The organism is Klebsiella oxytoca, assembly GCF_009707385.1.
Taxonomy (GTDB): domain Bacteria; phylum Pseudomonadota; class Gammaproteobacteria; order Enterobacterales; family Enterobacteriaceae; genus Klebsiella; species Klebsiella oxytoca_C.
This window is the reverse complement of record NZ_CP046115.1, coordinates 349,848-373,723: the sequence shown is the minus strand read 5'-3', so window position 1 is coordinate 373,723 and position 23,876 is coordinate 349,848. Positions and strand designations below refer to the sequence as shown.

The following is a 23,876-nucleotide window of genomic DNA, read 5'->3' as shown; positions in this document are numbered from 1 at the left end:
ACTTAAAGTGTCGGCGCAAACCGGAACCTCCATCAACACATTGCGCAATACTGAGGTGAGCCGACGTCGGGGGAAACCCTCCTGCGTACCAGCGGGATAGAGCGAAAGACCAAGACCGGAAAACAACTAAAGCGCCCTGTTGTGGCGCTTTAGTTTTTAGTCCTCCTCCAGCAACCGCGCCCCGGTCCCCTCTTCACCCAGCTTATCGCCAGGGTTACGTAACGGACAGTCGCGACGCGACAAACAGCCACAGCCAATGCAGCCATCAAGCTGATCGCGCAGCGCGGTGAGAGTATGAATGCGTCGGTCCAGCTCCTCCCGCCACTGGGACGACAGCATCTTCCACTCTTTAGCGCTGAGATTATGCCCTTCCGGCAGCACGCCGAACGCATCGCCGATAGTCGCCAGCGGAATACCGATACGTTGCGCAATCTTAATGATCGCCACCGCGCGCAGCACGTCGCGCCGGTAGCGTCGCTGATTGCCCGCATTGCGCTGGCTGTGGATCAGCCCTTTGCTTTCATAAAAGTGCAGCGCGGAAACGGCCACGCCGGTTCGTTTCGCTACCTCTCCGGGCGTCAGCAGCATTTTGATGCGGGGTGATTTCTTTTCCATAAAGCGCTTTACCTCAAGTTAACTTGAGGAATTATACTCCCCCGCAGACAAAACGACGAATCGAGAATTGAGAGAGGCCGCTTTATGTCCCATCAGGATATTATCCAAACGCTTATTGAATGGATTGATGAACATATCGATCAACCACTTAACATTGATGTAGTCGCCAGAAAATCGGGATACTCAAAATGGTATCTCCAGCGGATGTTTCGCGCCGTGATGCATCAAACGCTTGGAGATTACATTCGCCAGCGCCGTCTGCTGCTCGCCGCGGAAGCGTTAAGAACCACCCAGCGCCCTATTTTTGATATCGCGATGGATCTCGGCTACGTATCGCAGCAAACCTTCTCGCGAGTGTTCCGTCGCGAATTCGACCGTACGCCTACCGACTATCGCCATCAAATTTCCGCCTGATAAGGCTGTTGCCAGGGGCAGAGGCTGGTACGATCGTTCGCCAGCCACTGCATAAACTCCTGCGGCGGCATCGCTTTCGCAAAGTACCAGCCCTGGCAATATTGCACGTCGCGCTTATGTAGCCAGGCGACCTGGTTTGCGGTTTCCACACCTTCCGCCACTATCTTTAAATGCAGGCTGTTCGCCATCTGGATAATATGTTCAGCAATCAGGTGGCTGGTCGTATGACTTGCCAGCGTGTCGATAAAAGATTTATCAATCTTGAGGATGTCGACGTTGAGCGAATGGAGGTTTTGCAGGTTGGAGTAGCCGGTACCAAAATCATCGATGGCGATTTCGTATCCCGCGTCGCGAAAAGCCTGAATCACCGGCGTCGTTTTCGGTACATCAATAAACCCCCGCTCGGTCACTTCGATTTTAATTTGTTCCGCCTTGATAGCGTAGCGACGGACCTTCTCGTTGATGTGTTCAATCAAGCGCGCGGAGTGAAAATCGGAAGCGGAGAGGTTGATCGCCACGTATAAATGCGGGTTCCGGGCCAGGAACTCGCCAAGGTCGGAAAATACCTCATCTATTACATAGTCGGTAACCTGCGCAATCATCCCTTCGTTTTCCGCCAGCGGGATAAACTCCGCCGGGCTCATCACCGGACCATCGAAGCCCGGCCAGCGCAATAGCGCTTCGGTACCGACGCAGCGATTATTTTTAATATCGATAATCGGCTGATAGTGCAGGCACAGCTGGCGACGGCTTAACGCTCGCTGCAGCATATTGCGCGGAGAATGGTACTGCTGCCGGGTTCGCGACCACACCAGTAAAAGCAGCACGCTGCAAATCAGCCCCAGCGGCAAAGTCAGCGTTACCTGATTATAAAAATTCTGATAATAGCTGACGCGTGAGGTGGACATAATGACGGCTATTGGGCGAACGGTAGAATGGGCGATGGTATAAACGCGGCCATTCTGATGAAAAAAAGCCTCTTTCCCCCGTATCAGGCGATGCAGCTCCCCGGAGTCCGCATGCTTGCTGACAGAAAAAAACTGGTTGGTTTTAGTATCAAAAACACCCCAGGCCAGATTGCGGTCACTGGATATCAAGGTGCTGAACGAGAGCGGATTAATCACCGCGACATAGTGGCCGCGCTGTAAATAATTCATCGTATAGCCAGGATAGAACGGAGTCTCACGGTAGTAATAAATCGCGATATCCGGCTTTTTAATGTACGTTGCCGCCGGGATTTGCCAGCCTATCTGGCGGCGTACCGCGGTTGAACAATAAAAATACCTGCCGTCGGCATAGATTAGGTCATCAACATAAAGCAGGCCGCGAACGATGCCGAGCAGATATTGCTGATGCTGCGGCGAGCAGTACTCTCCCTGATAAAGGCGGGCTTTTTCGCGCGCTTCGTCGGCTTCACGGATCACCATTTCTGTTTTTTGCAGCGCCAGTTTAGAAAACAGCCGTAGCTGGTCGGCGGTTTCCGCTTTGGCGCGCATTTGCGCAAACCACAGTGCCAGCACGACCGGTAGCAGAATGACCAGTACAATGCCGAATATTCTCAACGCCTTATGCGGCGCGCTATGACTCATTTCCGCTTTTTATCCATGCGATACGCCTTAATCAAGGTGAAAGACCCCGATGATTCTGCTTACTGTGATATGAATCAGTGTGTTTCAGCAACCCACGCTTTGACGTAAAAACCTCATGACTATGAATCATGAATAATACTGGCTTCTGGAAAACTGGAGAAACATTCTCAGCATAATGAGATTAGCTCCACTATCTCATTCGGTTTATCCGCATAATTGACGGGAATAAGTAATAAAATCCGCAGAACCTAAACCTTAATAAAAAAGTAAAGCGGCCGACAATCGCTTATAATTGGCCCCCGCAATGAGAAACGACCCTATCTCCTGGCCATTAACCATACAGTTGACATGGTTAATAAGCGCAAGAAAAGAACATTTTTTCACTGGTGAATAAAAGACCAAATGTGATATAGTTCACATTAGTTTATGAAACAAAAACATTGTTTCATTACGTTCTTATTTACCTGTAGATAGCCAGAGCACCGAATCATCGTTAGTCTCATCAGGTTGTCAAAGGGTGCCAAATTTCTTTGAGGATAGGTTGATGGCTTCCATTACTACCAGTGTCGTACTTTTACGCTGGCCACTCGTGAGCGCCGTACTGATGTTTCTGGCCAGCTCGTTGAACATTCAGTTACGGAAAAGTGATTATGCCGGTCTGGCGGTAATTTGTAGCTGTATGGGCCTGGCTGCGGCCTGCTGGTTCGCCACCGGCCTTTTAGGCATTACCCTGGTGGACGTCGCGAAAATCTGGGGCAATATCAAAGACGTGATGATTGAAGTTATGAGCCAGACGCCGCCAGAATGGCCAATGATGATGACCTGATCGCAAAAGAAATTCGCGCCTTTGTGCCGGGTGGCGCCCAACGCCGGACCCGGCCTGAAGCGCCCACGCACGCAATGCGACTCCGGGAGCCTCCCGCTATTCCCCCCTTCTTTGAGAGCATCTCCGCACGCATGAATTTATGAATCATCTGCAAAATCAGTACCGTGCCTGACGATACCTGATAGTTGCGCGATGCGGGACTACCGATCGATAAACGAGTCCGCCAGGACTTTGTCCCGCAGGCCGATCTGTGCGTGGAAAAGAGATCTGGCGGAAAGCTCACTGCCCGCAGAATGGATTGCATAGCGAAGAGTTAGCCTACACGGTTTGCTTAGCGGCAACCTGGTGATGGCCGAAAGCGATAATGTCCAGGTGCGGCTTCCACTGTGGCCAGCGTAATACGGTCCATCACGCAGGATACTGTCCGGATGAGTGTCCTGGCGATCTGCGAGGAATGTCGTTCGGACAGCGTTTTATTGCACAGTGCGCCTGGTAAGAACAGGATACCGCCGTCGCGGCAGTAGAATGGTAGGGACATGAAGGCCGCTCGCGTAATTTCTCCCACTGCGCCTCATCGTATCGTGTGATGTTATAAACTTTCACCGCGTGATATTGATCGTTAATTAAAATGCTCGACGAGTAGAGCTTTATCGACTCCCCCGGCAGTAATAAAATATCGGCCTCATACCAAAGAATAAACTTTAAAAATCGCAGGCTGGAAATTGAAGAAAAGGCCACGCCGGAATGCGGACAGACAAGAGTATTATGAATAGTCCATTTCATTTTTTATCCTTGTATGCATTGCTGATAAACGTTTCTATATATTGATAGCACCCATTATCGCTAACCGCAAGGCGGCCTATTAATTGTGTGATATCAGACAATACTTAGCGTCAATTATACTCACTAAGACTTATCAACAACCTTGAGTTCTAATAATGAATAGTTAATCATAATAGTCTGAGAAAATAACAAACCGGAGCCTATAAAAACAAAAATACATTGACAATTAATTACAACTGGCCAATAAAAAGTCAGCTACGAGTATTATTTCCAGAGCGTTCTGGAGCTGTCTAAGCTATTCTTCGGATATTCACTAACCTGGAGTATTACCATGCTACCTGCTGGCGGAGTTATCGCTGCGGTTAACACCAACCAGTTCAGAGACATCTCGCGCTGGCGGATATTTACGGATTTCCGCAGCAGCGCCGATGTAGAATTTTTCATTTCGTCTCAAGCACGATCGCCAGTAGTCTGCGCCGGCAGCGCTACTCACCAGACAGACATATGACCACCTTACCTGGCGCAACATCTCTTTTATGGCACAGACAGGCTCTTCCATGTAAATAATGCAATAGTAATTAATAGCGGCCAGACAGGAATCTGAACCTGGTATAAAACGAAGAAAAAATGCGCCGTATAATATTATTGGAAAATACAGATTAACCGACTCTCCTGCATGTTCGCCAGGCATGCTAACTGCCAGGAATAGACTAAAATAAGAAAATCCCCCTGGCGGAGCACCGCGCCATGAACACTTTATCGTTGTCTCGATCCCTAATCGGCTGGCTCGTATGTCTTGCCGCTCTGCTATTCTTTACTTCAGTTTACGCCGCCACAGAAAACAAACGATCCGAGCCAGAGGAACGCGCTCCCCTGGAAGTCAACGTTGACGACATGCTACAGCCATGGAAGGGAGATTTACCGGGTATGCTCGACCGGCGAACCATTCGGGTACTCACCACATTCAGCAAAACCTTTTTCTTTATCAATAAAGGGACTCAGCGCGGCGCTACTCACGATATTTTTATGGAGTTTGAGCGCAGCCTGAATCAAAACCTGGCGAAGGAGAACAGGCTCAAACATCGTCATCTTAAAGTGCGTATTATCTTTGTACCAGTTGCCCGCGACCAGCTCATCAGCGCGCTTAACTCTGGTAAAGGGGATGTTATTGCCGCTAACCTGACGATCACCTCTGCCCGGCAGCGGGAGATGGCGTTTACCGCGCCAGTATACTCTCACGTTCAGGAGCTGCTTCTTTCCGGCCCCGGTTCTCCCGTAGTGGAAAATCTGCAGCAGCTTTCCGGTAAAACAGTGTTCGTGCGCGCCTCATCCAGCTACTACGAGAGTCTGGTTGCGCTCAACGCTCGCTTTGCCCGGCAATCGCTGCCGCCCATCACCATCGAACCGGCTCCCGAAGCGCTGGAGGACGAAGATCTGATAGAAATGCTCAGCGCAGGCCTGATTCCATTGACCGTGGTCGACCGTCATAAAGCCCTGTTCTGGCAGCAGGTCTTCCCCAAAATTAAGGTTCACCAGAACATCATTCTGCGCGATGAGGCCGATATCGGCTGGGCGGTTCGCAAAAACAGTCCGCAGTTGCTCGCGTTGCTTAATGATTTTATTAGCAAGAATCGTCAGGGCAGCAGGCTGGGCAATACCATTCTGCTGCGCTACCTCAAGGATGCCAGATACGTTAAGAACGCAGCGGCACAAAAAGAACGCCGTAAATTTCTGACGATGGTGGAAATCTTCCGTAAATATGGCGATCGCTACGATGTTGACTGGCTGCTGATGGCAGCCCAGGGGTATCAGGAGTCGCGGCTTAATCAATCCGTCCGTAGCCACGTCGGCGCGATTGGCGTTATGCAGGTAATGCCGAGCACCGGTAGGGAGCTAAAAGTCGGCGATATTAAACAGCTCGATCCCAATATCCATGCCGGAGTGAAATATATGCGCTGGATGATAGATCGCTACTATGGCGATGAGCCGATGACCCAGCTTGATAAAGCGCTGTTCTCGTTTGCTTCCTATAACGCTGGCCCCGCGCGCATCGCCAGGCTGCGCGTGGATACCAAAAAACGCGGTTTTGATCCCAACGTCTGGTTTGGCAACGTTGAGTATCTGGCCGCCGAGAGAATCGGTTCCGAGACCGTAAGCTACGTCAGCAACATCTATAAATATTACATCGCTTACCGGCTAATCGTGGATGATATGGCGCGTAAACAGCAGGCGACAGCAGGCTCGAAAAATCAGCTCACTCCGGCAACGAGCACACAAAGCATACCGGCCACACCGTGAAAGATTGCTGCGAACCTGCGATTTTAAAATAGAAAAAGCCCCAAACAGGGGCTTTTTGAGATGACTTAACAGCGCCAGTTCTTCATCAGAACGGGATATCGTCGTCAAAGTCCATCGGCGGTTCATTGGAAGGCGCTGCCGGTGCCTGCTGCTGCGGGCGAGACTGCGCGCCGCCGCTGAACTGGTTTCCACCCTGCGGCTGCTGAGGCTGACCCCAACCGCCCTGCTGCTGACCGCCGCCTGCTGGCGCGCCCGCGCCCTGCTGACGACCGCCGAGCATTTGCATGGTTCCGCCCACGTTTACCACAACCTCGGTGGTATATTTTTCCTGACCGGATTGATCGGTCCATTTACGGGTACGCAGCTGGCCTTCGATATAGACCTGAGAACCTTTACGCAGATACTCACCGGCTACTTCCGCCAGTTTGCCGAACAGCACAACCCGGTGCCATTCAGTCTGCTCTTTCATCTCTCCGGTCGCTTTATCACGCCAGGATTCGGAAGTAGCCAGCGTAATGTTGGCAACTGCGCCACCACTCGGCATGTAGCGTACTTCCGGGTCCTGGCCCAGATTACCGACGAGAATCACCTTGTTTACGCCTCTGCTGGCCATGTTTGAGTCTCCTGAATGCGTTTCTTAATAGTGTAAACGCGCGAGTGTACCATTTCCAGGTGCTATGTTGATAGCTGGGAAGTATGTTCCAGATAACTCTCGCGGCGTGACATTTTTGCATATCCCGCCGGAAAATGCATTCCAATACTGTATATTCAAACAGGTTAAATTGTGTCATAATTAGCCGTTTCTGCCGTTTGTCCTTCTAACAAACCAGGCAATCCGCGTATCTACCGGGAAAGGTGAATGGATAAGATCGAAGTTCGGGGCGCCCGCACCCACAATCTCAAAAATATCAACCTCGTTATCCCTCGCGACAAACTCATTGTCGTCACCGGGCTTTCGGGTTCAGGCAAATCCTCACTGGCTTTCGACACGTTATATGCCGAAGGGCAGCGTCGCTACGTTGAGTCGCTCTCCGCCTACGCGCGGCAGTTTCTGTCGCTGATGGAGAAGCCTGACGTCGACCATATCGAAGGGCTGTCGCCGGCGATTTCCATTGAACAGAAATCAACGTCCCACAACCCCCGTTCAACGGTAGGCACCATTACCGAAATTCACGACTACCTGCGTCTGCTGTACGCTCGCGTCGGCGAACCGCGCTGCCCGGATCACGACGTACCGCTGGCGGCGCAAACCGTGAGCCAGATGGTCGATAACGTGCTCTCACAGCCTGAAGGCCAGCGCCTGATGCTGCTGGCGCCGATCATTAAAGAGCGTAAAGGCGAGCATAACAAAACGCTGGAAAACCTCGCCGGACAGGGTTATATCCGCGCCAGGATCGACGGCGAGGTCTGCGATCTCTCCGATCCGCCGAAGCTTGAGCTGCAAAAGAAACACACCATCGAAGTCGTTATCGACCGCTTCAAGGTACGCGACGACCTTAGCACGCGTCTGGCCGAGTCTTTTGAAACCGCGCTGGAGCTCTCCGGCGGCACCGCTATCGTCGCCAATATGGACGACCCGAAAGCGGAAGAGCTGCTGTTTTCCGCCAACTTCGCCTGCCCGATTTGCGGCTACAGCATGCGCGAACTGGAGCCGCGCCTGTTCTCCTTCAACAACCCGGCTGGCGCCTGCCCGACCTGCGACGGCCTCGGCGTGCAGCAGTATTTCGATCCGGAACGCGTGATTCAGAACCCTGAGCTGTCGCTGGCGGGCGGAGCGATTCGCGGTTGGGATCGGCGCAATTTCTACTACTTCCAGATGCTGAAGTCGCTGGCAGAACATTATGAATTCGATGTTGAAGCGCCATGGGGTACGCTGAATAGCAGCGTACAAAAAGTGGTTCTGTACGGCTCAGGCAAAGAGAATATTGAATTCAAATATATGAACGATCGCGGCGACACCTCCGTGCGTCGCCATCCGTTTGAAGGCGTGCTGCATAATATGGAGCGCCGTTATAAAGAGACGGAATCCAGCGCCGTACGTGAAGAGCTGGCCAAATTCATCAGCAATCGTCCCTGCACCAGCTGTGAAGGTACTCGTCTGAAGCGTGAAGCGCGGCACGTGTTCGTGGAAAATACGCCGCTGCCGACAATCTCAGATATGAGCATCGGCCACGCCATGGATTTCTTCAACAATCTGAAGCTCTCCGGTCAACGTGCGCAAATTGCGGAAAAAGTCCTGAAAGAGATTGGCGACCGCCTGAAATTCCTCGTTAACGTCGGCCTGAACTACCTGACGCTTTCCCGTTCGGCGGAAACTCTCTCCGGCGGCGAAGCACAGCGTATCCGCCTCGCCAGCCAGATCGGCGCGGGCCTGGTTGGCGTCATGTACGTGCTGGATGAGCCTTCTATTGGCCTGCACCAGCGCGATAACGAACGCCTGCTGGGCACCCTGATCCACCTGCGTAATCTCGGCAACACGGTGATTGTCGTTGAGCACGATGAAGACGCTATTCGCGCCGCTGACCACGTTATCGATATCGGCCCTGGCGCCGGCGTGCACGGCGGTCAGGTGGTGGCTGAAGGTAAGCTGGAAGATATTATGGCAGTGCCGGAATCGCTGACCGGCCAGTTTATGAGCGGCAAACGTAAAATCGAGGTCCCGAAACAACGCGTCCCCGCTAATCCGGAAAAAGTGCTTAAGCTGAGCGGCGCGCGCGGCAACAACCTGAAAGACGTCACGCTGACGCTGCCGGTAGGTCTCTTTACCTGTATCACCGGCGTATCCGGCTCGGGTAAATCAACCCTGATTAACGACACGCTGTTCCCAATCGCCCAGCGCCAGCTCAACGGCGCCACCATTGCGGAACCTGCGCCGTACCGCGACGTGCAGGGGCTGGAACATTTCGATAAAGTCATCGATATCGACCAGAGTCCCATAGGCCGTACGCCACGCTCTAACCCGGCCACCTACACCGGCGTCTTTACTCCGGTGCGCGAACTGTTTGCCGGCGTGCCTGAATCACGCTCGCGCGGCTACACGCCGGGACGTTTCAGCTTTAACGTGCGCGGTGGTCGCTGTGAGGCCTGTCAGGGCGATGGCGTGATTAAAGTCGAGATGCACTTCCTGCCCGATATCTACGTACCTTGCGACCAGTGCAAAGGCAAGCGCTATAACCGTGAAACGCTGGAGATTAAATACAAAGGCAAAACGATTCATGAAGTGCTGGATATGACCATTGAAGAAGCGCGTGAGTTCTTCGATGCCGTACCGGCGCTGGCGCGCAAGCTACAGACGTTGATGGACGTCGGGCTGACCTATATTCGCCTTGGGCAGTCGGCCACCACGCTCTCCGGCGGTGAAGCCCAGCGCGTCAAGCTGGCGCGCGAGCTGTCCAAACGCGGTACCGGGCAAACGCTGTATATTCTTGATGAACCGACCACCGGTCTGCACTTTGCCGATATTCAGCAATTGCTGGAGGTTCTGCATCAGCTGCGCGACCAGGGTAATACCATCGTGGTGATTGAGCATAACCTGGACGTCATCAAAACGGCTGACTGGATCGTTGATCTTGGGCCGGAAGGCGGAAGCGGCGGCGGTGAAATCCTTGTTTCCGGTACGCCGGAAACGGTCGCCGAATGCGAGGCTTCATATACCGCTCGCTTCCTCAAGCCAATGCTGAAGTAATCTCACCTGCCTCTTCTCATCCCGGGAAGAGGCATCATCTCCTCTCATTTTATCCCGTTGATGTTTTGTGATTTGCGGCAGGACGGCATCTGTCATCAGATAGCGCCTACTGTCATAGATTGCAGAATGCATCATGAAATTAAAGCACGGGTTTTATCAATTCATCTTCACCGCAGCGTTGTTGGTGATAACCGCCTGCAGCTGGGTAGATAGCTACAGCGGCACGGCCTCTGAGCGGCTACAAATGCTGGAACAGCTTCATCTTCAGTTCATCAGCGATGCCGCGACAGCGCCAGTCGACCAGCAATTACTAAGGCATGAGACTCGCCAGATTCATCAACTGTTCAGCCTGGCGTTAAACGATAGCGATGCGCTACGACAGAATAACCTGCGCGTGCTGGAGAATAATTTTCAGCGGTTATACCTGCACGTTTCCCGCCAGGATGCGGCGATAACGCCTTTTGAAGCCGCTGTTTTAGCACAACAAACGGAAAATCTTTACCAGCAGGCCATCGGCGGCGAACAACGGCGTTCCGGGAGATAACAATGTCCACCATAGATCGTTTAAACATCAGTTCCACCGTAAATACGGCAGAGTGGATACAGCTTATGAAGGCCGTAGTTAATGATGACGATAGCGGCATTCGCAACGCCGGTACGCTCACGTTACGGGCGTTAGAAGAGCAGGCTCGCGGCTGGTTGACCCAGGACGACCTTATATTGCTTCTGGAAGGGCAGCGCGACATTGCCCGCATTCGCGCTAACAACGAGCGTATCGCAATGCAAACGCATCTTCAGTCCACGCTGCTTCGGCTGCTGGATATGACGCTGCTGGCGCTGCTGCCCAGAATTTAGCTTTATGGCAACAGCTTTCGCTTGTTCTCGGGCAGAGAATCAAGGGCCTGCTGATATGAAGCATCAACCAGATAATAAATTTGTGAGTCAGGCAGAGAGCCATCAAGAAACACCGTACTCCAGTGGGCTTTATTGAGATGTTTGCTGGGGCGGACATCGCGATGCTGCTGCCGTAGCAGTTCCGCAAGCTCGGGGCTGGTCTTTAATGAAACCGCAGGCCGGTTGTCCTCCACCTCTTTTATCATCGCGAACAGGACATCTGCCGCTTTAATCTGCGTGGCTTTCCAGTCGCTGTGCACGCTCTGTTCCGCGCCCGGTTTTGCCATGCAGTACAGCAATAGATCCGAAATTGTCATTTTTATTCCCCCATAAGCGTCGCGATAATTTGGCGCGCGCCACCATGAATACGATGCTCCCCCAGCCAGATACCCTGCCAGGTCCCCAGCCTGACGCGCCCATCCCGAACGGGCAGCATCAGCGACACGCCCAGCATCGACGACTTAATGTGCGAGGGCATATCATCAGAACCTTCATAATCATGTTCGTACGGCGCGTTATCCGGTACGGCTTTCAGAAAATGCTGCTCCATATCGTAGCGGACGGTCGGATCGCAGTTTTCATTTAGCGTCAGGGAAGCAGATGTATGCTGGAGCAGCAAATGCAGTAGGCCAGTTTTCACTTGCGAGACTTCGTGAACCTGGCCAACAATTTCATCAGTGACCAGATGAAAGCCCCGTGGTTTCGGACTTAACGTCAGGGTTTGCTGATGCCACATAAGCGACTCCTTTTACCAATGAACCTTCCTAAGTGTGCAGCAATAAGCGAAAAGGTAAACCTTTGGCTCGCTATTTTGCACAAAAAAACGGCAGCCCGCTGGCTGCCGTTTAGCAATACATGATTAAGCCGCCTGGCAGCTTAATATTCTGAATTCACAATCACCTCTTCTCCCTGAGCGCCCGCCATCGGCAGCGGCTTATAGGAGGAGTTCGATGCCCGCAAAATGCGGATCCCACGCGCACCAACCTCTCGTGCTGCGGAGATATCGTTATCAGAATCGCCGTAGAAGACTTTGATCCCCTTCTCCTGCAGCCACTGGATTTTGGTGTTCTGACCAGGTTTATCGCCCGCAAAAATAACCGGATTCATGTTCGCTGCCGGAATGAGAAAATCATCCTGTAAGATTTTTGATACCGTTTCAGTTTTGGTCTGACTGCGCCCGGTGACAAAGTAGATGCTATCGCCGCGTTTAATGTGCATCGCAATCAGCTGACGAGCCACCTCTTTCGGCATGCTGAACTCATCCCAGCCATTGTTCATTTTTTCCCAGAACTCCGGGTTTTTCAGGTAATCATCGCTGCCGGGGGAATAAGTTTTCTGCCCGCGCCAGAAGCCCGGGCTGGAGAACAGAACCGTATCGTCAATATCAAAACCGATGGCCATCGGTTGGCGCCCCAACAGGCTGTTTTCAATCTGCGCGACGGAAACCCAATGAATGGGCGCCTGTTCGGCGAGTTTCGCCATATTGGTGCCCGTCCACAGCGGCTGCGGTGCAGAGGCGTGAGCAACGACGGAACTATTTAGCGTGAACAGTAAGCAGACGGCTCCCAGGCCGAGAATAATCTTGCGCATATTTTTCCCTGAATAAATTAATCGTTATAATTTTCAATAATGTGTACGCTTATTATTGCCCCAAAACCTTACCCCTCGCAGGCAAAGATAGGAAGGCTTTTCTGTTCAGATATCGCATAAAAGGAGAGGGATCACACTTCAGGGAGGCAATTACCCTCACCAGAATATCAGTGAGGGCATTAAAGTTAAGTTAAAACTATATGACAGCAGCAAACGCCTGCGCCACGCGCTGAACATTGCGTGAATTGAGTCCCGCTACGCACATACGGCCGCTGGCAATCAGGTAGACACCAAACTCGTCGCGCAAGCGATCAACCTGGGCTGGGCTGAACCCGGTATAGCTGAACATTCCGCGCTGTTTAAGCAGATAATCAAAATCCCCTCCCGGCACGGTATCTTTAAGGACATTCACCAGCTCCTGACGCATGGCCAGAATACGGATGCGCATCTCTTCAACTTCCGCCAGCCACGAGGCTTTCAACTCGCTGTCGCTTAATACCGCCGCAACCACCTGCGCGCCAAAGTTTGGTGGGCTGGAGTAGTTACGACGTACTGTCGCTTTTAACTGTCCGAGCACGCGACCTGCGGTTTCTGCGTCTTCACAGACGATTGATAACCCGCCAACTCGCTCACCGTACAGGGAGAAAATTTTCGAGAACGAATTGCTCACCAGCATGGGAATACCGGCGTTGGCAATAGCGCGGATAGCGTAGGCATCTTCCTCAATTCCTGCGCCAAAGCCCTGATAGGCGATATCGAGGAAGGGAATCAAATTGCGCGCTTTCAGCACCTCAACCACTTCATCCCATTGAGCGTTGGTGAGATCGGCTCCCGTTGGGTTATGACAACACGGATGCAGCAGCACAATATCGCGTTCCGGTAGCGATTTAAGTTTTTCCAGGAAAGCCTCGAAACGCACGCCATTGGTTTTATCATCAAACCATGGGTAAGTACTTACTTCGAATCCAGCCCCTTCAAATATGGCAATGTGGTTTTCCCAGGTCGGATCGCTAACCCAAACGTGCGAACCCGGGAAATAGCGTTTCAGGAAATCTGCGCCCACTTTCAGCGCCCCGGAGCCGCCCAACGTCTGGATAGAGGCCACGCGATTTTGCGCCAGCACCGGATGGTCAGCGCCGAACAGCAGCGGCGCAATAGCGTGACGATATGTATTCAGCCCTTCCATAGGTAGATAGACTGAGGCGCCATGCGGCTGGGCATTGAGACGCGCCTCCGCTTCAGCAACCGCCTGCAGCTGGGGAATAATGCCGTCTTCGTTGTAATAAAGACCGATGCTGAGATTTACTTTGTCACTACGCGGATCGTCTTTGAAACGCTCCATCAGGGAAAGAATAGGGTCGCCAGCGTAGGCGTCAACTTTCTGAAACACGTGATGTTTCTCCAGGTTTACATGGGCTCGTCATAACACAATAAACTGGATGTGAAAGAAGGTCGAGAGGATGTTGGTGGATAAAACAGCCCAGAACGGGTCTGACGCATCAGCGTCGATGCCCTTCCCGGGTTGCGGCGTAAACGCCTTGCCCGGTACCGGCCCGCAGCCGGTAGTGAACCCGTAGCCCCGGTAAGGCGTCAGCCGCCACCGGGGGAAAAGAGCAGTGGCTGAAATTAATCCACGTACTTCATCGTGACTCGTGAAGTCAGCCGCGTAATAAGTTCGTAAGCACTTACTTTTGTGATTCCGGCGATGCGCTCGACCGGCAAACCATCCCCCCACAGCACGACCGAATCGCCAGCTTTATCCAGAGCATCAGGGCCAAGATCGACGCAAATCATATCCATCGCCACGCGCCCGACAATCGGCACTTCACGACCATTGACCAGTACAGGCGTCCCAGATGGCGCTGCGCGCGGATAGCCATCGCCGTAACCCATCGCCACAACCCCTAACCGCGTATTACGCTCGCTGATCCAGGTTCCGCCGTAGCCCACCGGCTCGCCGGCTTTATGCTCGCGAACAGCAATCAGGCTGGAGGTCAGGGACATCACCGGCTGACAGCCAAAATCCGCGCCGGTGGATCCACCGTCGAGCGGCGACACGCCGTAGAGGATAATCCCCGGACGCACCCAGTCGAAGTGCGACTGCGGCCACAGCAAAATCCCACCGGACGCGGCGATAGAACGCAGCCCCGGTTTACCTTCCGTGAAGGAGGTAAAGATATCCAGCTGACGTTCAGTGGCGCCGCACTCGGGCTCATCCGCTCGGGCAAAATGGCTGACTATGTTGACCGGCTGACGGACGTTTTTACACTGGCTCAGGCGCTGATAGAACGCTTCGGCCTGCTCGGGCAAAACGCCTAAACGATGCATCCCGGTATCCAGTTTCATCCAGACGGTCACCGGCTCGGGTAAATCCGCTTCTTCCAGCGCCGCCAGCTGTTCCATGCTGTGTACCGCGGTATGCAGGTGCTGGGCGGAAATTACCGGCAGATCGGCAGCCTCGAAAAAACCCTCCAGCAGCAGAATCGGCTGAGTAATACCGCCAGCGCGCAGGCGCAAAGCTTCTTCAAGTCGGGCGACGCCAAAAGCATCGGCGTCAGGGAGCGTTCGCGCGGTCTCAAGAAGACCGTGTCCGTAAGCGTTCGCTTTCACCACCGCAACCAGTTTGCTGGCTGGCGCCAGTTCACGTAGACGTTGCAGGTTGTGTCGCAGAGCGCGGCGGTTAATGACTACAGTTGCCGCTTGCATTTGAATTCCTTAATAAAAGAATCTCCTAAATCCTTCGTGTTGCAGGAAGGCGACAAGCCTGAGAATCCCCGGTCACTTAGTTAACTAAGTGACCGGGGTGAACAGGCGTAGTCAACGCATCTGCAGCATGAAGGATGACGGAGATTTATTCGTCGTCGTATTGTGGCCCAGCATAGTTATCAAAACGCGACCATTGACCGTTAAACGTCAGGCGCACCGTCCCGATAGGGCCGTTACGCTGTTTACCAATAATAATTTCGGCAATGCCTTTTAAGTCACTGTTTTCGTGATAAACCTCATCACGGTAGATAAACATGATTAAGTCGGCGTCCTGCTCGATAGAGCCGGATTCACGCAGGTCGGAGTTCACCGGGCGCTTATCTGCACGCTGTTCCAGAGAGCGGTTAAGCTGCGACAGCGCCACCACCGGCACCTGCAGCTCCTTCGCCAGCGCTTTTAGCGAGCGGGAGATTTCGGCGATTTCCAGAGTACGGTTATCGGAGAGCGACGGCACCCGCATTAGCTGCAGGTAGTCGATCATAATAAGACCAATGCCGCCGTGCTCGCGGGCGATACGCCGCGCGCGGGAGCGCACTTCCGTCGGCGTCAGGCCGGAGGAGTCATCGATATAGATATTACGTTTTTCCAGCAGGATCCCCATGGTGCCGGAAATACGCGCCCAGTCTTCATCATCCAGCTGGCCGGTACGAATACGGGTCTGGTCAACGCGCGACAGCGAGGCCAGAGAACGCATCATAATCTGTTCGGAGGGCATCTCAAGACTGAAGATTAATACCGGTTTATCCTGCAACATCGCTGCGTTTTCGACGAGGTTCATCGCAAAGGTCGTTTTACCCATCGACGGACGCGCGGCGACGATAATCAGGTCGGATGGCTGAAGACCGGCAGTCTTTTTATTGAGATCGTCATAACCGGTATTCACCCCGGTGACGCCGTCATGCGGCTGCTGGAATAGCTGCTCAATACGCGCCACGGTAGCATCCAGCACGTCAGCGATATTTTTCGGCCCTTCGTCTTTATTAGCGCGGCTTTCAGCAATTTTAAAGACCCTGGATTCCGCCAGGTCGAGCAGGTCTTCGCTGGTGCGGCCCTGGGGGTCGAAACCGGCCTCGGCGATTTCATTCGCTACCGAAATCATCTCACGCACAACGGCGCGTTCGCGCACGATATCGGCATAAGCGCTGATGTTCGCCGCGCTTGGCGTGTTTTTCGATAATTCAGCCAGATAGGCGAATCCGCCAACGCTGTCCAACTGCCCCTGACGCTCAAGCGATTCTGCAAGCGTTATCAGGTCAATTGGGCTGCCGGACTCCTGCAGACGCGCCATTTCGGTAAAAATATGGCGATGCGGACGGGTATAAAAATCTTCCGAAACAACGCGTTCGGCAACGTCGTCCCAGCGTTCGTTATCCAGCATTAAACCGCCCAACACCGACTGTTCCGCTTCAATCGAGTGCGGTGGGACTTTCAACCCGTCGACCTGATAGTCTCGCTCGCGGGGTTCAGTCTGTGGTTTGTTGAAGGGTTTATTTCCTGCCATAGTGAATGGAGTTACCGAGATAGTGAATGGGTCGAAAGATTACCACATTTATGGGGGAAGCATGGCAACACGAATTGAATTTCACAAGCACGGAGGGCCTGAAGTTCTGCAAGCGGTGGAGTTCACGCCGAAAGATCCCGCGGAGCACGAAATTCAGGTAGAGAATAAGGCCATCGGCATCAACTACATCGATACTTATATCCGCAGCGGCCTCTACCCGCCGCCGACTTTGCCGAGCGGTCTGGGCACCGAAGCTGCGGGCATAGTGAGCAAAGTCGGCAGCGGCGTGAATCATATTAAAGCCGGCGATCGGGTGGTCTATGCCCAATCAGCGCTGGGCGCTTATAGCTCCGTGCACAACGTGCCCGCCGATAAGGCCGCCATTTTACCTGACGCTATCTCTTTCGAGCAGGCGGCGGCCTCATTTCTCAAAGGGCTCACGGTCTATTACCTGTTGCGTAAAACCTACGAGATCAAAGCGGGTGAGCCGTTCCTGTTTCACGCCGCAGCTGGCGGCGTCGGGCTGATTGCCTGCCAGTGGGCAAAAGCGCTGGGGGCAAAACTAATCGGTACCGTCGGCAGCGCGCAGAAAGCCGGACGCGCTAAACAGGCCGGCGCCTGGCAAATCATTAACTATCGCGAAGAAAACATCGTCGAACGCCTGAAAGAGATCACCGACGGTAAGAAAGTCCACGTAGTTTATGACTCTGTTGGTAAAGATACCTGGGAATCCTCGCTTGATTGCCTGCAGCGTCGGGGGCTGATGGTCAGCTTCGGCAACTCTTCTGGCCCGGTGACCGGAGTGAATCTTGGGATCCTCAATCAGAAAGGTTCACTGTACGTGACACGCCCTTCGCTGCATGGCTATATCACCACGCGCGAAGAGCTGACGGAAGCCAGCAACGAGCTGTTCTCGCTAATCGCCAGCGGCGTAATAAAAGTGGATGTCGCGGAGAGTCAAAAATATGCATTAACCGATGCCCGGCGCGCGCATGAAGTGCTGGAAAGCCGGGCGACGCAGGGTTCGAGTTTATTGTTACCGTGATGACAAAAGTTTAGGGCTTCCACATGGGAAGCCCTTACTTTTTTTGTTCGGCTGTATGTAGGGTACAGCTCGATGAATTCGTTAACGCGCTAATAGTGACAGATTTGATAAGCAAAGCCTACGCTGTTTTATGCAAAAATCTTCAGGTTGTGACATACCGCTCAATACCTTAGTAACGCCAGCGGTTATTACCGCGATAACGATTCTCGGTTGGCGATTTTATCGCCCGTATCACCCATACCACGACTACGGCCAGCAGCAGCCACGGCAGCAGTTTAATCATTAACGCAAACAGACCGCCGACAAACATTAGCGCGGTCGCGACCACAATCGCGGCAATAATTCCCAGCAATGAAACGCCGGTGACCAACAGCACGACAAAAAAGCCAATCACAAATAACAGTTCCAGCATCGTCTTTCCCCTAAAGAAATTTTATCTACCTTGCCGGCTATTACAAAAATCGTGCCAAACATAACTTATTGAATAAAAACAAAACGCCCGACAGGGTTAGTGCCGGGCGTGGTGAAATTGACCAGGTTTTAGCGAAAACTACCGCTTATCGGCAACCAGTTTTAGCGCCTGCTCCAGCACGTTGATATCCGCCCCGGCTTTGTGCGCATTTTCACTCAGATAGCGACGCCACTGGCGCGCGCCAGGGATGCCCTGAAACAACCCCAGCATATGACGCGTCACGTGTCCCAGGTAGGTGCCGTTACTGAGTTCACGTTCAATATAGGGATACATCGCCCGGACTACGGAGACCGGGTCAACATCAACGCCTTCAACGCCGAAAATCTCCCGGTCCACCGAGGCAAGAATACCCGGATTCTGATACGCCTCGCGCCCCACCATCACCCCATCCATATGTTCAAGGTGCTGTTTCGCCTCTGCCAGAGACTTAATCCCGCCGTTAATCGCCATGGTCAGATGCGGGAAATCACGCTTAAGCTGGTAAACGCGCGGATAGTCCAGCGGCGGGATCTCGCGGTTCTCTTTGGGGCTCAGCCCTGAAAGCCAGGCTTTACGCGCGTGGATGATAAACATCTCGCATTCGCCTTTACCGGAGACCGTGTCGATAAAATCGCATAGAAATTCATAGCTGTCCTGGTCGTCAATGCCGATACGAGTTTTTACCGTTACCGGAATAGACACCACATCGCGCATCGCTTTAATACAGTCGGCAACCAGTTGAGCATTGCCCATCAGGCAGGCGCCAAACATGCCGTTCTGCACTCGGTCGGACGGGCAACCAACGTTAAGGTTAATTTCATCATAGCCGCGCGCCTGCGCCAGCTTCGCGCTGTGGGCCAGCGCAGTCGGGTCGCTCCCCCCCAGCTGTAAGGCAACAGGATGCTCTTCTTCGCTATAGGCCAGATAGTCGCCCTTGCCGTGAATAATCGCACCGGTGGTCACCATTTCGGTGTACAACAGCGTGCGCTGCGACAGTTGACGCAGAAAATAACGGCAGTGTCTGTCGGTCCAGTCGAGCATCGGCGCGATGGAAAAACGGTGAGCGGCAAAAGCAGTAGACGTTGATTCAGACATCATGGCGAATAAATAAGCATCCTGGTAAAAAGGGGCGCTACTATAGCATAAACATAAACCACTGGCGCATCGCGTCAGCGCTCACCTTTCCTGGCCCACAACAAACGCTATTTTTTCCGCGGCTTTCCGTCGTGCGGGCCAAAAAACTGCGGCGGATGGTCGACCCATCGATCCTGTCGCGTAGCGGCATAGCCGGGGTTAAGCGGATAGTAAATGCGATTAAATTTCTTGTTTGCCTCGCCAACGACTAACAGGCGAACCTCCTGCTCGGTGTTATTGAGAAAGGTGTGGCAAATACCGGTTCCGGCAGGAAAACCGACGCTGTCCCCCGGCTCCAGCTTCCACAGGTAGCCGTTAATCCACACTTCCGGATAGCCGTCCAGCACGTAGATAAACTCTTCTTCGTCGCTTTCCGCGTGCGGGTAAGAGGTTCGACGTCCGGGCGGTAGACGCTCGTGATGGATCCCCAGGCGATTCAACCGCAGACCGCGCGCCAGCGGCGCGCCGATGGAGAAAAGCTCAGCGCTGTCGGGATAGGTGGAATCATCCGCACCTTCCAGTTCACGCCAGTGTCGAATGCAATCAGGTCGTTTCATCGTTTTCTCCCGAAAATGAGATGCATCAGGTATAGCATAAGGCAGGCGGCAAGGTAGAGCCCCCAGAAGCGTACATGTGACTTGAAGTATGACGGGTATAGCCCGCTGGGTCTCGGCGTTTTATTTGTATCGTGATAAAGTAACAGTTTCATATTCACGCAACCAGAGGACGCTCATGGATAAGACCACTTCGCAACAAATGTTAGCGCATGCTGAAAAGCTCTGCGCGCAGCGTGGCGTGCGCCTGACCCCGCAGCGCCTTGAAGTATTGCGTTTGATGAGCCTGCAGCAAGGGGCTATCAGCGCCTACGACCTGCTCGATCTCCTTCGTGAAAAAGAGCCCCAGGCTAAACCGCCGACCGTCTATAGGGCGCTGGAGTTTTTACTGGAGCAGGGGTTCGTGCATAAGGTGGAATCCACTAACAGCTATGTACTGTGTCACCTGTTCGATCAGCCTACCCACAGCTCGGCGATGTTTATCTGCGACCGCTGCGGCAGCGTTAAAGAAGAGGGCGCGGAAGGCGTAGAAGATATTATGCATACCCTGGCAGCAAAAATGGGGTTTGCTTTACGCCATAACGTTATTGAAGCTCACGGCCTGTGCGCTGCCTGTGTCGAAGTGGAAGCCTGCAGCACGCCTGGGCACTGCCATCACGATCATACCATTCAGATAAAAAAGAAAGCCCGCTAAGGCGTAAGCCACAGCGGGATTCAAGGGAATATACCCGTCATACTTCAAGAAGCTGCATGTGCGTTGGCGATAACTCGGCCCCTCCCTGGGCCTCACCCTGACGGGCGCCGTTCAAAACGGTTAACCGTTTTGTCCTGCAACCTGCAACTCGAATTATTTAGGGTATTAATCGTAGGACAGGCAATAACAGTGGGTTAATACACGACGCTTTCGCTACCAGCGATAGTCGTTTTTAGTTTCCCAATCAGTCACTTCTTTCTCAGCCTGATCTTTAGCGTATCCATAACGTTCCTGAATTCTGCCGACCAGCTGATCGCGCTTACCTTCGATGACGGTCATGTCATCATCGGTCAGCTTGCCCCATTTCTCTTTCGCTTTACCTTTAAACTGTTTCCAGTTACCGCCGATTTCGTCTTTATTCATCATGCAATCCTCATCGTTCGGTGAATGAACAGCCCGCTGTGTCTCGGACATGACTTAACTATAGATGAGTATTCTGGGTAAGATTTATTATTCGGAATCTTTAACCACCAGAACAATAAAATACACTATGAAAACCAGGTACCGCGCCGCCAGTGCCGCCGCCAGATGACAGCCAAAGAAACGCCGCGTAGAGCGAGAAATACGGCCAGCGCCAGCCACAGTCCATGATTACCGAGCAGCGGTACCGTCAGCAGCGTCAGAGCAAACCCTGCCGCCGCCACCGCCATGCTGTTACGCATCTCCGCACCGCGCGTCGCGCCGATAAACATACCGTCGAGCAGGTAGCACCAGACGCCAACGAGCGGCAGTATCATCTGCCACACCAGATAGCGGTCGGCCAGCTGCTGTAGCGATGACAGCGAGGTTAACAAAGCAATAATGCGTTCGCCGGCGAGGCAGTAGATGAGCGCGAACGCCAGAGCCACCATCCCTGACTGGCGGCAGGCCGCATGCCATACGGCAAGCAGTTGGCTATCGTCGCGGGCGCCGTAAGCCTGCCCCGAGTGAGCCTCTACGGCGTAGGCAAAACCGTCCAGCGCATAGGCGGTAAAGGTCAACATCGTCATGAGTACGGCATTGACCGCGACAACATCAGCGCCGAGACGGGCGCCATATACCGTTACCGCCCCAAAACAAAGCTGTAGCAGCAGCGATCGCAGCATGATGTCGCGATTCAGCGCCAGCAGACGTCGTATATCTCCGCGCCAGGCATTTTTCAGCATCAACAGGGAAACGCCGCGTAGCGCCAGCACCCGTTTCGCCATTAGCAGGCCAATGACGAAAGTGGCATATTCTGCCGTAACCGTCGCCAGTGCCGCCCCCTGCACATTCATGTGCAGGCCCATCACCAGCCATAAATCGAGCACAATATTGAGCACGTTACCGACCACCAGCAGGATCACCGGCGCTCTGGCGTACTGTACCCCAAGCAGCCAGCCCAGCAGAACCAGATTTGCCAGCGAAGCCGGAGCGCTCAGCCAGCGGATCTCAAGGAAGCGCCGGGCCTGCTCAAGTACCGCTTCGCTACCGCCAACGATATGCAGCGCCAGATTTATTAACGGGATCCTGAAGAGAACAATCGCCAGCCCGGCGGCCAGCGCCAGGCCTAGCGGTTGCACCAGCGCACGCGCCAGCCGCTGCGGATCTTTTGCGCCAAACGCCTGTGCCGTTAGTCCGGTCGTGCTCATTCGCAGGAACAAAAGCAGCATAAAGAGGAAACTGGTCGCCGTCGCACCGACGGCCACGCCGCCCAGATAAACCGGGCTGTCGAGGTGACCAATAACGGCAGTATCCACCAGTCCCAGCAGAGGAACGGTGATATTGGAAAAGATCATGGGCAGCGCTAAGCGCCAAAGGGCTTTGTCGGCGGCGTTAAAAAGCATGGGGAAAGAGCCAAAATGAGGAAAAACGACGCGGCATCATACAATTACTGATGATGCCGCGGGATGAAGAAATTACTGCCAGTTGCCGTTACGGATAACGCCGACGGCCAGGCCTTCAATAGTAAAACTCTGCTCGCGGAGATCCACCACAATCGGTGAAAATTCGCTATTTTCTGGCAGCAGTTCAACGACGTTACCCTGCTTTTTCAGACGCTTCACGGTAACTTCTTCGTCAATGCGCGCCACAACCACCTGGCCGTTACGCACATCCTGCGTTTTATGTACCGCCAGCAGGTCACCGTCGAGAATACCGATGTCTTTCATCGACATCCCGCTGACGCGCAGCAGAAAATCGGCATTCGGTTTAAACATGGCCGGATCGACCTGATAGTGACCTTCAATATGCTGTTGCGCCAGCAGAGGCTCGCCTGCCGCGACGCGACCGATAAGCGGCAGACCCGTTTCTTCTTCCGTCAGTAGACGAATACCGCGGGAGGCACCGGAAACGATCTCAATTGCGCCTTTACGCGCCAGCGCTTTCAGGTGTTCTTCCGCCGCGTTTGGGGAACGAAACCCCAAGCGCTGAGCAATCTCCGCACGCGTCGGCGGCATGCCCGTCTGGCTGATATGATCCCGAATGAGATCAAACACCTCTTGCTGCCTGGTCGTTAACGCTTTCATTCCGCCCCCTGGGTGTATATACAGTTATGCTGTGAGTATATACAGCTAACGGTGATTTTGGAACCACATTTCACACAAAAATCAGGAGTTTCTTTCCGTTTTGCGAGCAGATACGAAAGGACTTAGCGATAGTTTGCCCATAAAAGCACTGCCCATGTGATCAGCGCGATGATAATCGCCAACAACACCGCCGCAGAGCCCATGTCTTTTGCTCGCCCCGAGAGCTCATGGCGTTCAGGGCCGATACGGTCCACGACCGCTTCAATCGCGCTGTTGATAATTTCAACTATCATCACTAACAGGACTGAGCCAATTAACAGCACTCGCGTAATGGCATCAACGTCTAACCAGCAGGCTATCGCCACGGCAATAATGGCCGCGACGCCTTCCTGACGAAATGCGGCCTCATTGACCCATGCCGCGCGAAATCCTTTCCAGGAATACCCTGCAGCTTTAATAATTCGGGTTAACCCAGTGGTATTATTGGCCAT

25 protein-coding genes are annotated in these 23,876 nt (G+C 53.4%); 8 read left to right on the top strand and 17 right to left on the bottom strand.

All coding sequences use genetic code 11. The annotated features are described in order from the left end of the window. Positions 1-156 precede the first annotated feature (156 nt). Positions 157-615, bottom strand: a complete 459-nt coding sequence (soxR, locus tag GJ746_RS01750; protein WP_004109476.1) for a redox-sensitive transcriptional activator SoxR — start codon at positions 613-615, stop codon at positions 157-159. Between the two features lie 84 nt (positions 616-699). On the opposite strand from soxR, the gene soxS reads away from it, so the two are divergent. Further along, positions 700-1,029 carry a superoxide response transcriptional regulator SoxS gene (soxS, locus tag GJ746_RS01745; protein WP_139540844.1) on the top strand — a complete coding sequence of 110 codons (330 nt, stop codon included), beginning with the start codon at positions 700-702 and terminating at the stop codon, positions 1,027-1,029. Here soxS and GJ746_RS01740 read toward each other — a convergent pair. Beyond that, entirely contained in the window at positions 1,014-2,618 is a 1,605-nt protein-coding gene (locus GJ746_RS01740; protein WP_154678659.1) for an EAL domain-containing protein, read from the bottom strand. The genes soxS and GJ746_RS01740 overlap by 16 nt on opposite strands. Before the next feature lie 544 nt (positions 2,619-3,162). Between GJ746_RS01740 and GJ746_RS01735 the strand changes: the two genes are divergently transcribed. Then, positions 3,163-3,444: a YjcB family protein gene (locus GJ746_RS01735; RefSeq protein ID WP_154678658.1), complete on the top strand. Its 282-nt coding sequence runs from the start codon at positions 3,163-3,165 to the stop codon at positions 3,442-3,444. Between the two features lie 408 nt (positions 3,445-3,852). Here GJ746_RS01735 and iraM read toward each other — a convergent pair whose 3' ends face one another. Then, positions 3,853-4,227 carry an anti-adapter protein IraM gene (iraM, locus tag GJ746_RS01730; protein ID WP_154678657.1) on the bottom strand — a complete coding sequence of 125 codons (375 nt, stop codon included), beginning with the start codon at positions 4,225-4,227 and terminating at the stop codon, positions 3,853-3,855. A gap of 747 nt (positions 4,228-4,974) precedes the next feature. On the opposite strand from iraM, the gene GJ746_RS01725 reads away from it, so the two are divergent. Further along, positions 4,975-6,525 carry a lytic transglycosylase F gene (locus GJ746_RS01725; protein ID WP_154678656.1) on the top strand — a complete coding sequence of 517 codons (1,551 nt, stop codon included), beginning with the start codon at positions 4,975-4,977 and terminating at the stop codon, positions 6,523-6,525. A gap of 85 nt (positions 6,526-6,610) precedes the next feature. Here GJ746_RS01725 and ssb1 read toward each other — a convergent pair whose 3' ends face one another. Further along, the gene (gene ssb1, locus GJ746_RS01720; RefSeq protein WP_004097799.1) at positions 6,611-7,138 is read right to left on the bottom strand and encodes a single-stranded DNA-binding protein SSB1; all 528 of its coding nucleotides are present in this window, start codon (positions 7,136-7,138) and stop codon (positions 6,611-6,613) included. A 246-nt stretch (positions 7,139-7,384) separates the two neighbouring features. On the opposite strand from ssb1, the gene uvrA reads away from it, so the two are divergent. From uvrA to GJ746_RS01705, 3 genes are all read left to right on the top strand, one after another. After that, a complete protein-coding gene (gene uvrA / locus GJ746_RS01715; RefSeq protein ID WP_004097797.1) occupies positions 7,385-10,210 on the top strand; it encodes an excinuclease ABC subunit UvrA in 2,826 nt (941 codons plus the stop codon). 133 nt (positions 10,211-10,343) lie between these two features. After that, positions 10,344-10,754: a hypothetical protein gene (locus GJ746_RS01710; RefSeq protein ID WP_154678655.1), complete on the top strand. Its 411-nt coding sequence runs from the start codon at positions 10,344-10,346 to the stop codon at positions 10,752-10,754. A gap of 2 nt (positions 10,755-10,756) precedes the next feature. Continuing rightward, the gene (locus GJ746_RS01705; RefSeq protein WP_154678654.1) at positions 10,757-11,065 is read left to right on the top strand and encodes a hypothetical protein; all 309 of its coding nucleotides are present in this window, start codon (positions 10,757-10,759) and stop codon (positions 11,063-11,065) included. 2 nt (positions 11,066-11,067) lie between these two features. On the opposite strand, the gene GJ746_RS01700 is transcribed toward GJ746_RS01705, so the two are convergent. The 6 genes from GJ746_RS01700 to dnaB form a co-directional block, all read right to left on the bottom strand. Beyond that, positions 11,068-11,421 carry an MmcQ/YjbR family DNA-binding protein gene (locus GJ746_RS01700; protein WP_154678653.1) on the bottom strand — a complete coding sequence of 118 codons (354 nt, stop codon included), beginning with the start codon at positions 11,419-11,421 and terminating at the stop codon, positions 11,068-11,070. Between the two features lie 2 nt (positions 11,422-11,423). Next, a complete protein-coding gene (locus GJ746_RS01695) occupies positions 11,424-11,840 on the bottom strand; it encodes a secondary thiamine-phosphate synthase enzyme YjbQ (protein ID WP_154678652.1) in 417 nt (138 codons plus the stop codon). Positions 11,841-11,980: 140 nt separating this feature from the next. After that, positions 11,981-12,694 (bottom strand): acid phosphatase AphA, encoded by a 714-nt coding sequence (gene aphA, locus GJ746_RS01690; RefSeq protein WP_154678651.1) that lies wholly within the window; start codon positions 12,692-12,694, stop codon positions 11,981-11,983. A gap of 196 nt (positions 12,695-12,890) precedes the next feature. Then, on the bottom strand, positions 12,891-14,084 hold the full coding sequence (gene tyrB, locus GJ746_RS01685; RefSeq protein ID WP_154678650.1) for an aromatic amino acid transaminase: 1,194 nt from the start codon (positions 14,082-14,084) through the stop codon (positions 12,891-12,893). Between the two features lie 236 nt (positions 14,085-14,320). After that, the gene (alr, locus tag GJ746_RS01680) at positions 14,321-15,400 is read right to left on the bottom strand and encodes an alanine racemase (protein ID WP_154678649.1); all 1,080 of its coding nucleotides are present in this window, start codon (positions 15,398-15,400) and stop codon (positions 14,321-14,323) included. A gap of 145 nt (positions 15,401-15,545) precedes the next feature. Further along, a complete protein-coding gene (gene dnaB / locus GJ746_RS01675) occupies positions 15,546-16,961 on the bottom strand; it encodes a replicative DNA helicase (RefSeq protein ID WP_154678648.1) in 1,416 nt (471 codons plus the stop codon). 61 nt (positions 16,962-17,022) lie between these two features. Between dnaB and GJ746_RS01670 the strand changes: the two genes are divergently transcribed. Next, positions 17,023-18,006 (top strand): quinone oxidoreductase, encoded by a 984-nt coding sequence (locus tag GJ746_RS01670; RefSeq protein WP_154678647.1) that lies wholly within the window; start codon positions 17,023-17,025, stop codon positions 18,004-18,006. Positions 18,007-18,175: 169 nt separating this feature from the next. Here the strand turns inward: GJ746_RS01670 and pspG are convergent, their stop codons facing one another. From pspG to GJ746_RS01655, 3 genes are all read right to left on the bottom strand, one after another. Beyond that, positions 18,176-18,418 (bottom strand): envelope stress response protein PspG, encoded by a 243-nt coding sequence (gene pspG, locus GJ746_RS01665; protein ID WP_154678646.1) that lies wholly within the window; start codon positions 18,416-18,418, stop codon positions 18,176-18,178. Positions 18,419-18,556: 138 nt separating this feature from the next. After that, entirely contained in the window at positions 18,557-19,555 is a 999-nt protein-coding gene (gene dusA, locus GJ746_RS01660; protein WP_154678645.1) for a tRNA dihydrouridine(20/20a) synthase DusA, read from the bottom strand. 104 nt (positions 19,556-19,659) lie between these two features. Next, the gene (locus GJ746_RS01655) at positions 19,660-20,148 is read right to left on the bottom strand and encodes a cupin domain-containing protein (protein WP_154678644.1); all 489 of its coding nucleotides are present in this window, start codon (positions 20,146-20,148) and stop codon (positions 19,660-19,662) included. Between the two features lie 175 nt (positions 20,149-20,323). On the opposite strand from GJ746_RS01655, the gene zur reads away from it, so the two are divergent. Further along, a complete protein-coding gene (gene zur / locus GJ746_RS01650; RefSeq protein WP_154678643.1) occupies positions 20,324-20,839 on the top strand; it encodes a zinc uptake transcriptional repressor Zur in 516 nt (171 codons plus the stop codon). Positions 20,840-21,052: 213 nt separating this feature from the next. Here zur and GJ746_RS01645 read toward each other — a convergent pair whose 3' ends face one another. The 4 genes from GJ746_RS01645 to GJ746_RS01630 form a co-directional block, all read right to left on the bottom strand. Next, positions 21,053-21,262 (bottom strand): CsbD family protein, encoded by a 210-nt coding sequence (locus tag GJ746_RS01645; protein ID WP_004137568.1) that lies wholly within the window; start codon positions 21,260-21,262, stop codon positions 21,053-21,055. Between the two features lie 125 nt (positions 21,263-21,387). Continuing rightward, a complete protein-coding gene (gene dinF, locus GJ746_RS01640) occupies positions 21,388-22,704 on the bottom strand; it encodes an MATE family efflux transporter DinF (RefSeq protein ID WP_154678642.1) in 1,317 nt (438 codons plus the stop codon). 72 nt (positions 22,705-22,776) lie between these two features. Continuing rightward, the gene (lexA, locus tag GJ746_RS01635; protein ID WP_004097774.1) at positions 22,777-23,385 is read right to left on the bottom strand and encodes a transcriptional repressor LexA; all 609 of its coding nucleotides are present in this window, start codon (positions 23,383-23,385) and stop codon (positions 22,777-22,779) included. Positions 23,386-23,507: 122 nt separating this feature from the next. Next, positions 23,508-23,876, bottom strand: coding sequence for a diacylglycerol kinase (locus GJ746_RS01630; protein WP_154678641.1), 369 nt, complete (start codon positions 23,874-23,876; stop codon positions 23,508-23,510).

Bases quoted from the DNA above. Each gene is read 5' to 3' on its own strand.
- soxR (WP_004109476.1), bottom strand. From the start codon at position 615: ATGGAAAAGAAATCACCCCGCATCAAAATGCTGCTGACGCCCGGAGAG.
- soxS (WP_139540844.1), top strand. From the start codon at position 700: ATGTCCCATCAGGATATTATCCAAACGCTTATTGAATGGATTGATGAA.
- GJ746_RS01740 (WP_154678659.1), bottom strand. From the start codon at position 2,618: ATGAGTCATAGCGCGCCGCATAAGGCGTTGAGAATATTCGGCATTGTA.
- GJ746_RS01735 (WP_154678658.1), top strand. From the start codon at position 3,163: ATGGCTTCCATTACTACCAGTGTCGTACTTTTACGCTGGCCACTCGTG.
- iraM (WP_154678657.1), bottom strand. From the start codon at position 4,227: ATGAAATGGACTATTCATAATACTCTTGTCTGTCCGCATTCCGGCGTG.
- GJ746_RS01725 (WP_154678656.1), top strand. From the start codon at position 4,975: ATGAACACTTTATCGTTGTCTCGATCCCTAATCGGCTGGCTCGTATGT.
- ssb1 (WP_004097799.1), bottom strand. From the start codon at position 7,138: ATGGCCAGCAGAGGCGTAAACAAGGTGATTCTCGTCGGTAATCTGGGC.
- uvrA (WP_004097797.1), top strand. From the start codon at position 7,385: ATGGATAAGATCGAAGTTCGGGGCGCCCGCACCCACAATCTCAAAAAT.
- GJ746_RS01710 (WP_154678655.1), top strand. From the start codon at position 10,344: ATGAAATTAAAGCACGGGTTTTATCAATTCATCTTCACCGCAGCGTTG.
- GJ746_RS01705 (WP_154678654.1), top strand. From the start codon at position 10,757: ATGTCCACCATAGATCGTTTAAACATCAGTTCCACCGTAAATACGGCA.
- GJ746_RS01700 (WP_154678653.1), bottom strand. From the start codon at position 11,421: ATGACAATTTCGGATCTATTGCTGTACTGCATGGCAAAACCGGGCGCG.
- GJ746_RS01695 (WP_154678652.1), bottom strand. From the start codon at position 11,840: ATGTGGCATCAGCAAACCCTGACGTTAAGTCCGAAACCACGGGGCTTT.
- aphA (WP_154678651.1), bottom strand. From the start codon at position 12,694: ATGCGCAAGATTATTCTCGGCCTGGGAGCCGTCTGCTTACTGTTCACG.
- alr (WP_154678649.1), bottom strand. From the start codon at position 15,400: ATGCAAGCGGCAACTGTAGTCATTAACCGCCGCGCTCTGCGACACAAC.
- dnaB (WP_154678648.1), bottom strand. From the start codon at position 16,961: ATGGCAGGAAATAAACCCTTCAACAAACCACAGACTGAACCCCGCGAG.
- GJ746_RS01670 (WP_154678647.1), top strand. From the start codon at position 17,023: ATGGCAACACGAATTGAATTTCACAAGCACGGAGGGCCTGAAGTTCTG.
- pspG (WP_154678646.1), bottom strand. From the start codon at position 18,418: ATGCTGGAACTGTTATTTGTGATTGGCTTTTTTGTCGTGCTGTTGGTC.
- dusA (WP_154678645.1), bottom strand. From the start codon at position 19,555: ATGATGTCTGAATCAACGTCTACTGCTTTTGCCGCTCACCGTTTTTCC.
- GJ746_RS01655 (WP_154678644.1), bottom strand. From the start codon at position 20,148: ATGAAACGACCTGATTGCATTCGACACTGGCGTGAACTGGAAGGTGCG.
- zur (WP_154678643.1), top strand. From the start codon at position 20,324: ATGGATAAGACCACTTCGCAACAAATGTTAGCGCATGCTGAAAAGCTC.
- GJ746_RS01645 (WP_004137568.1), bottom strand. From the start codon at position 21,262: ATGAATAAAGACGAAATCGGCGGTAACTGGAAACAGTTTAAAGGTAAA.
- dinF (WP_154678642.1), bottom strand. From the start codon at position 22,704: ATGCTTTTTAACGCCGCCGACAAAGCCCTTTGGCGCTTAGCGCTGCCC.
- lexA (WP_004097774.1), bottom strand. From the start codon at position 23,385: ATGAAAGCGTTAACGACCAGGCAGCAAGAGGTGTTTGATCTCATTCGG.
- GJ746_RS01630 (WP_154678641.1), bottom strand. From the start codon at position 23,876: ATGGCCAATAATACCACTGGGTTAACCCGAATTATTAAAGCTGCAGGG.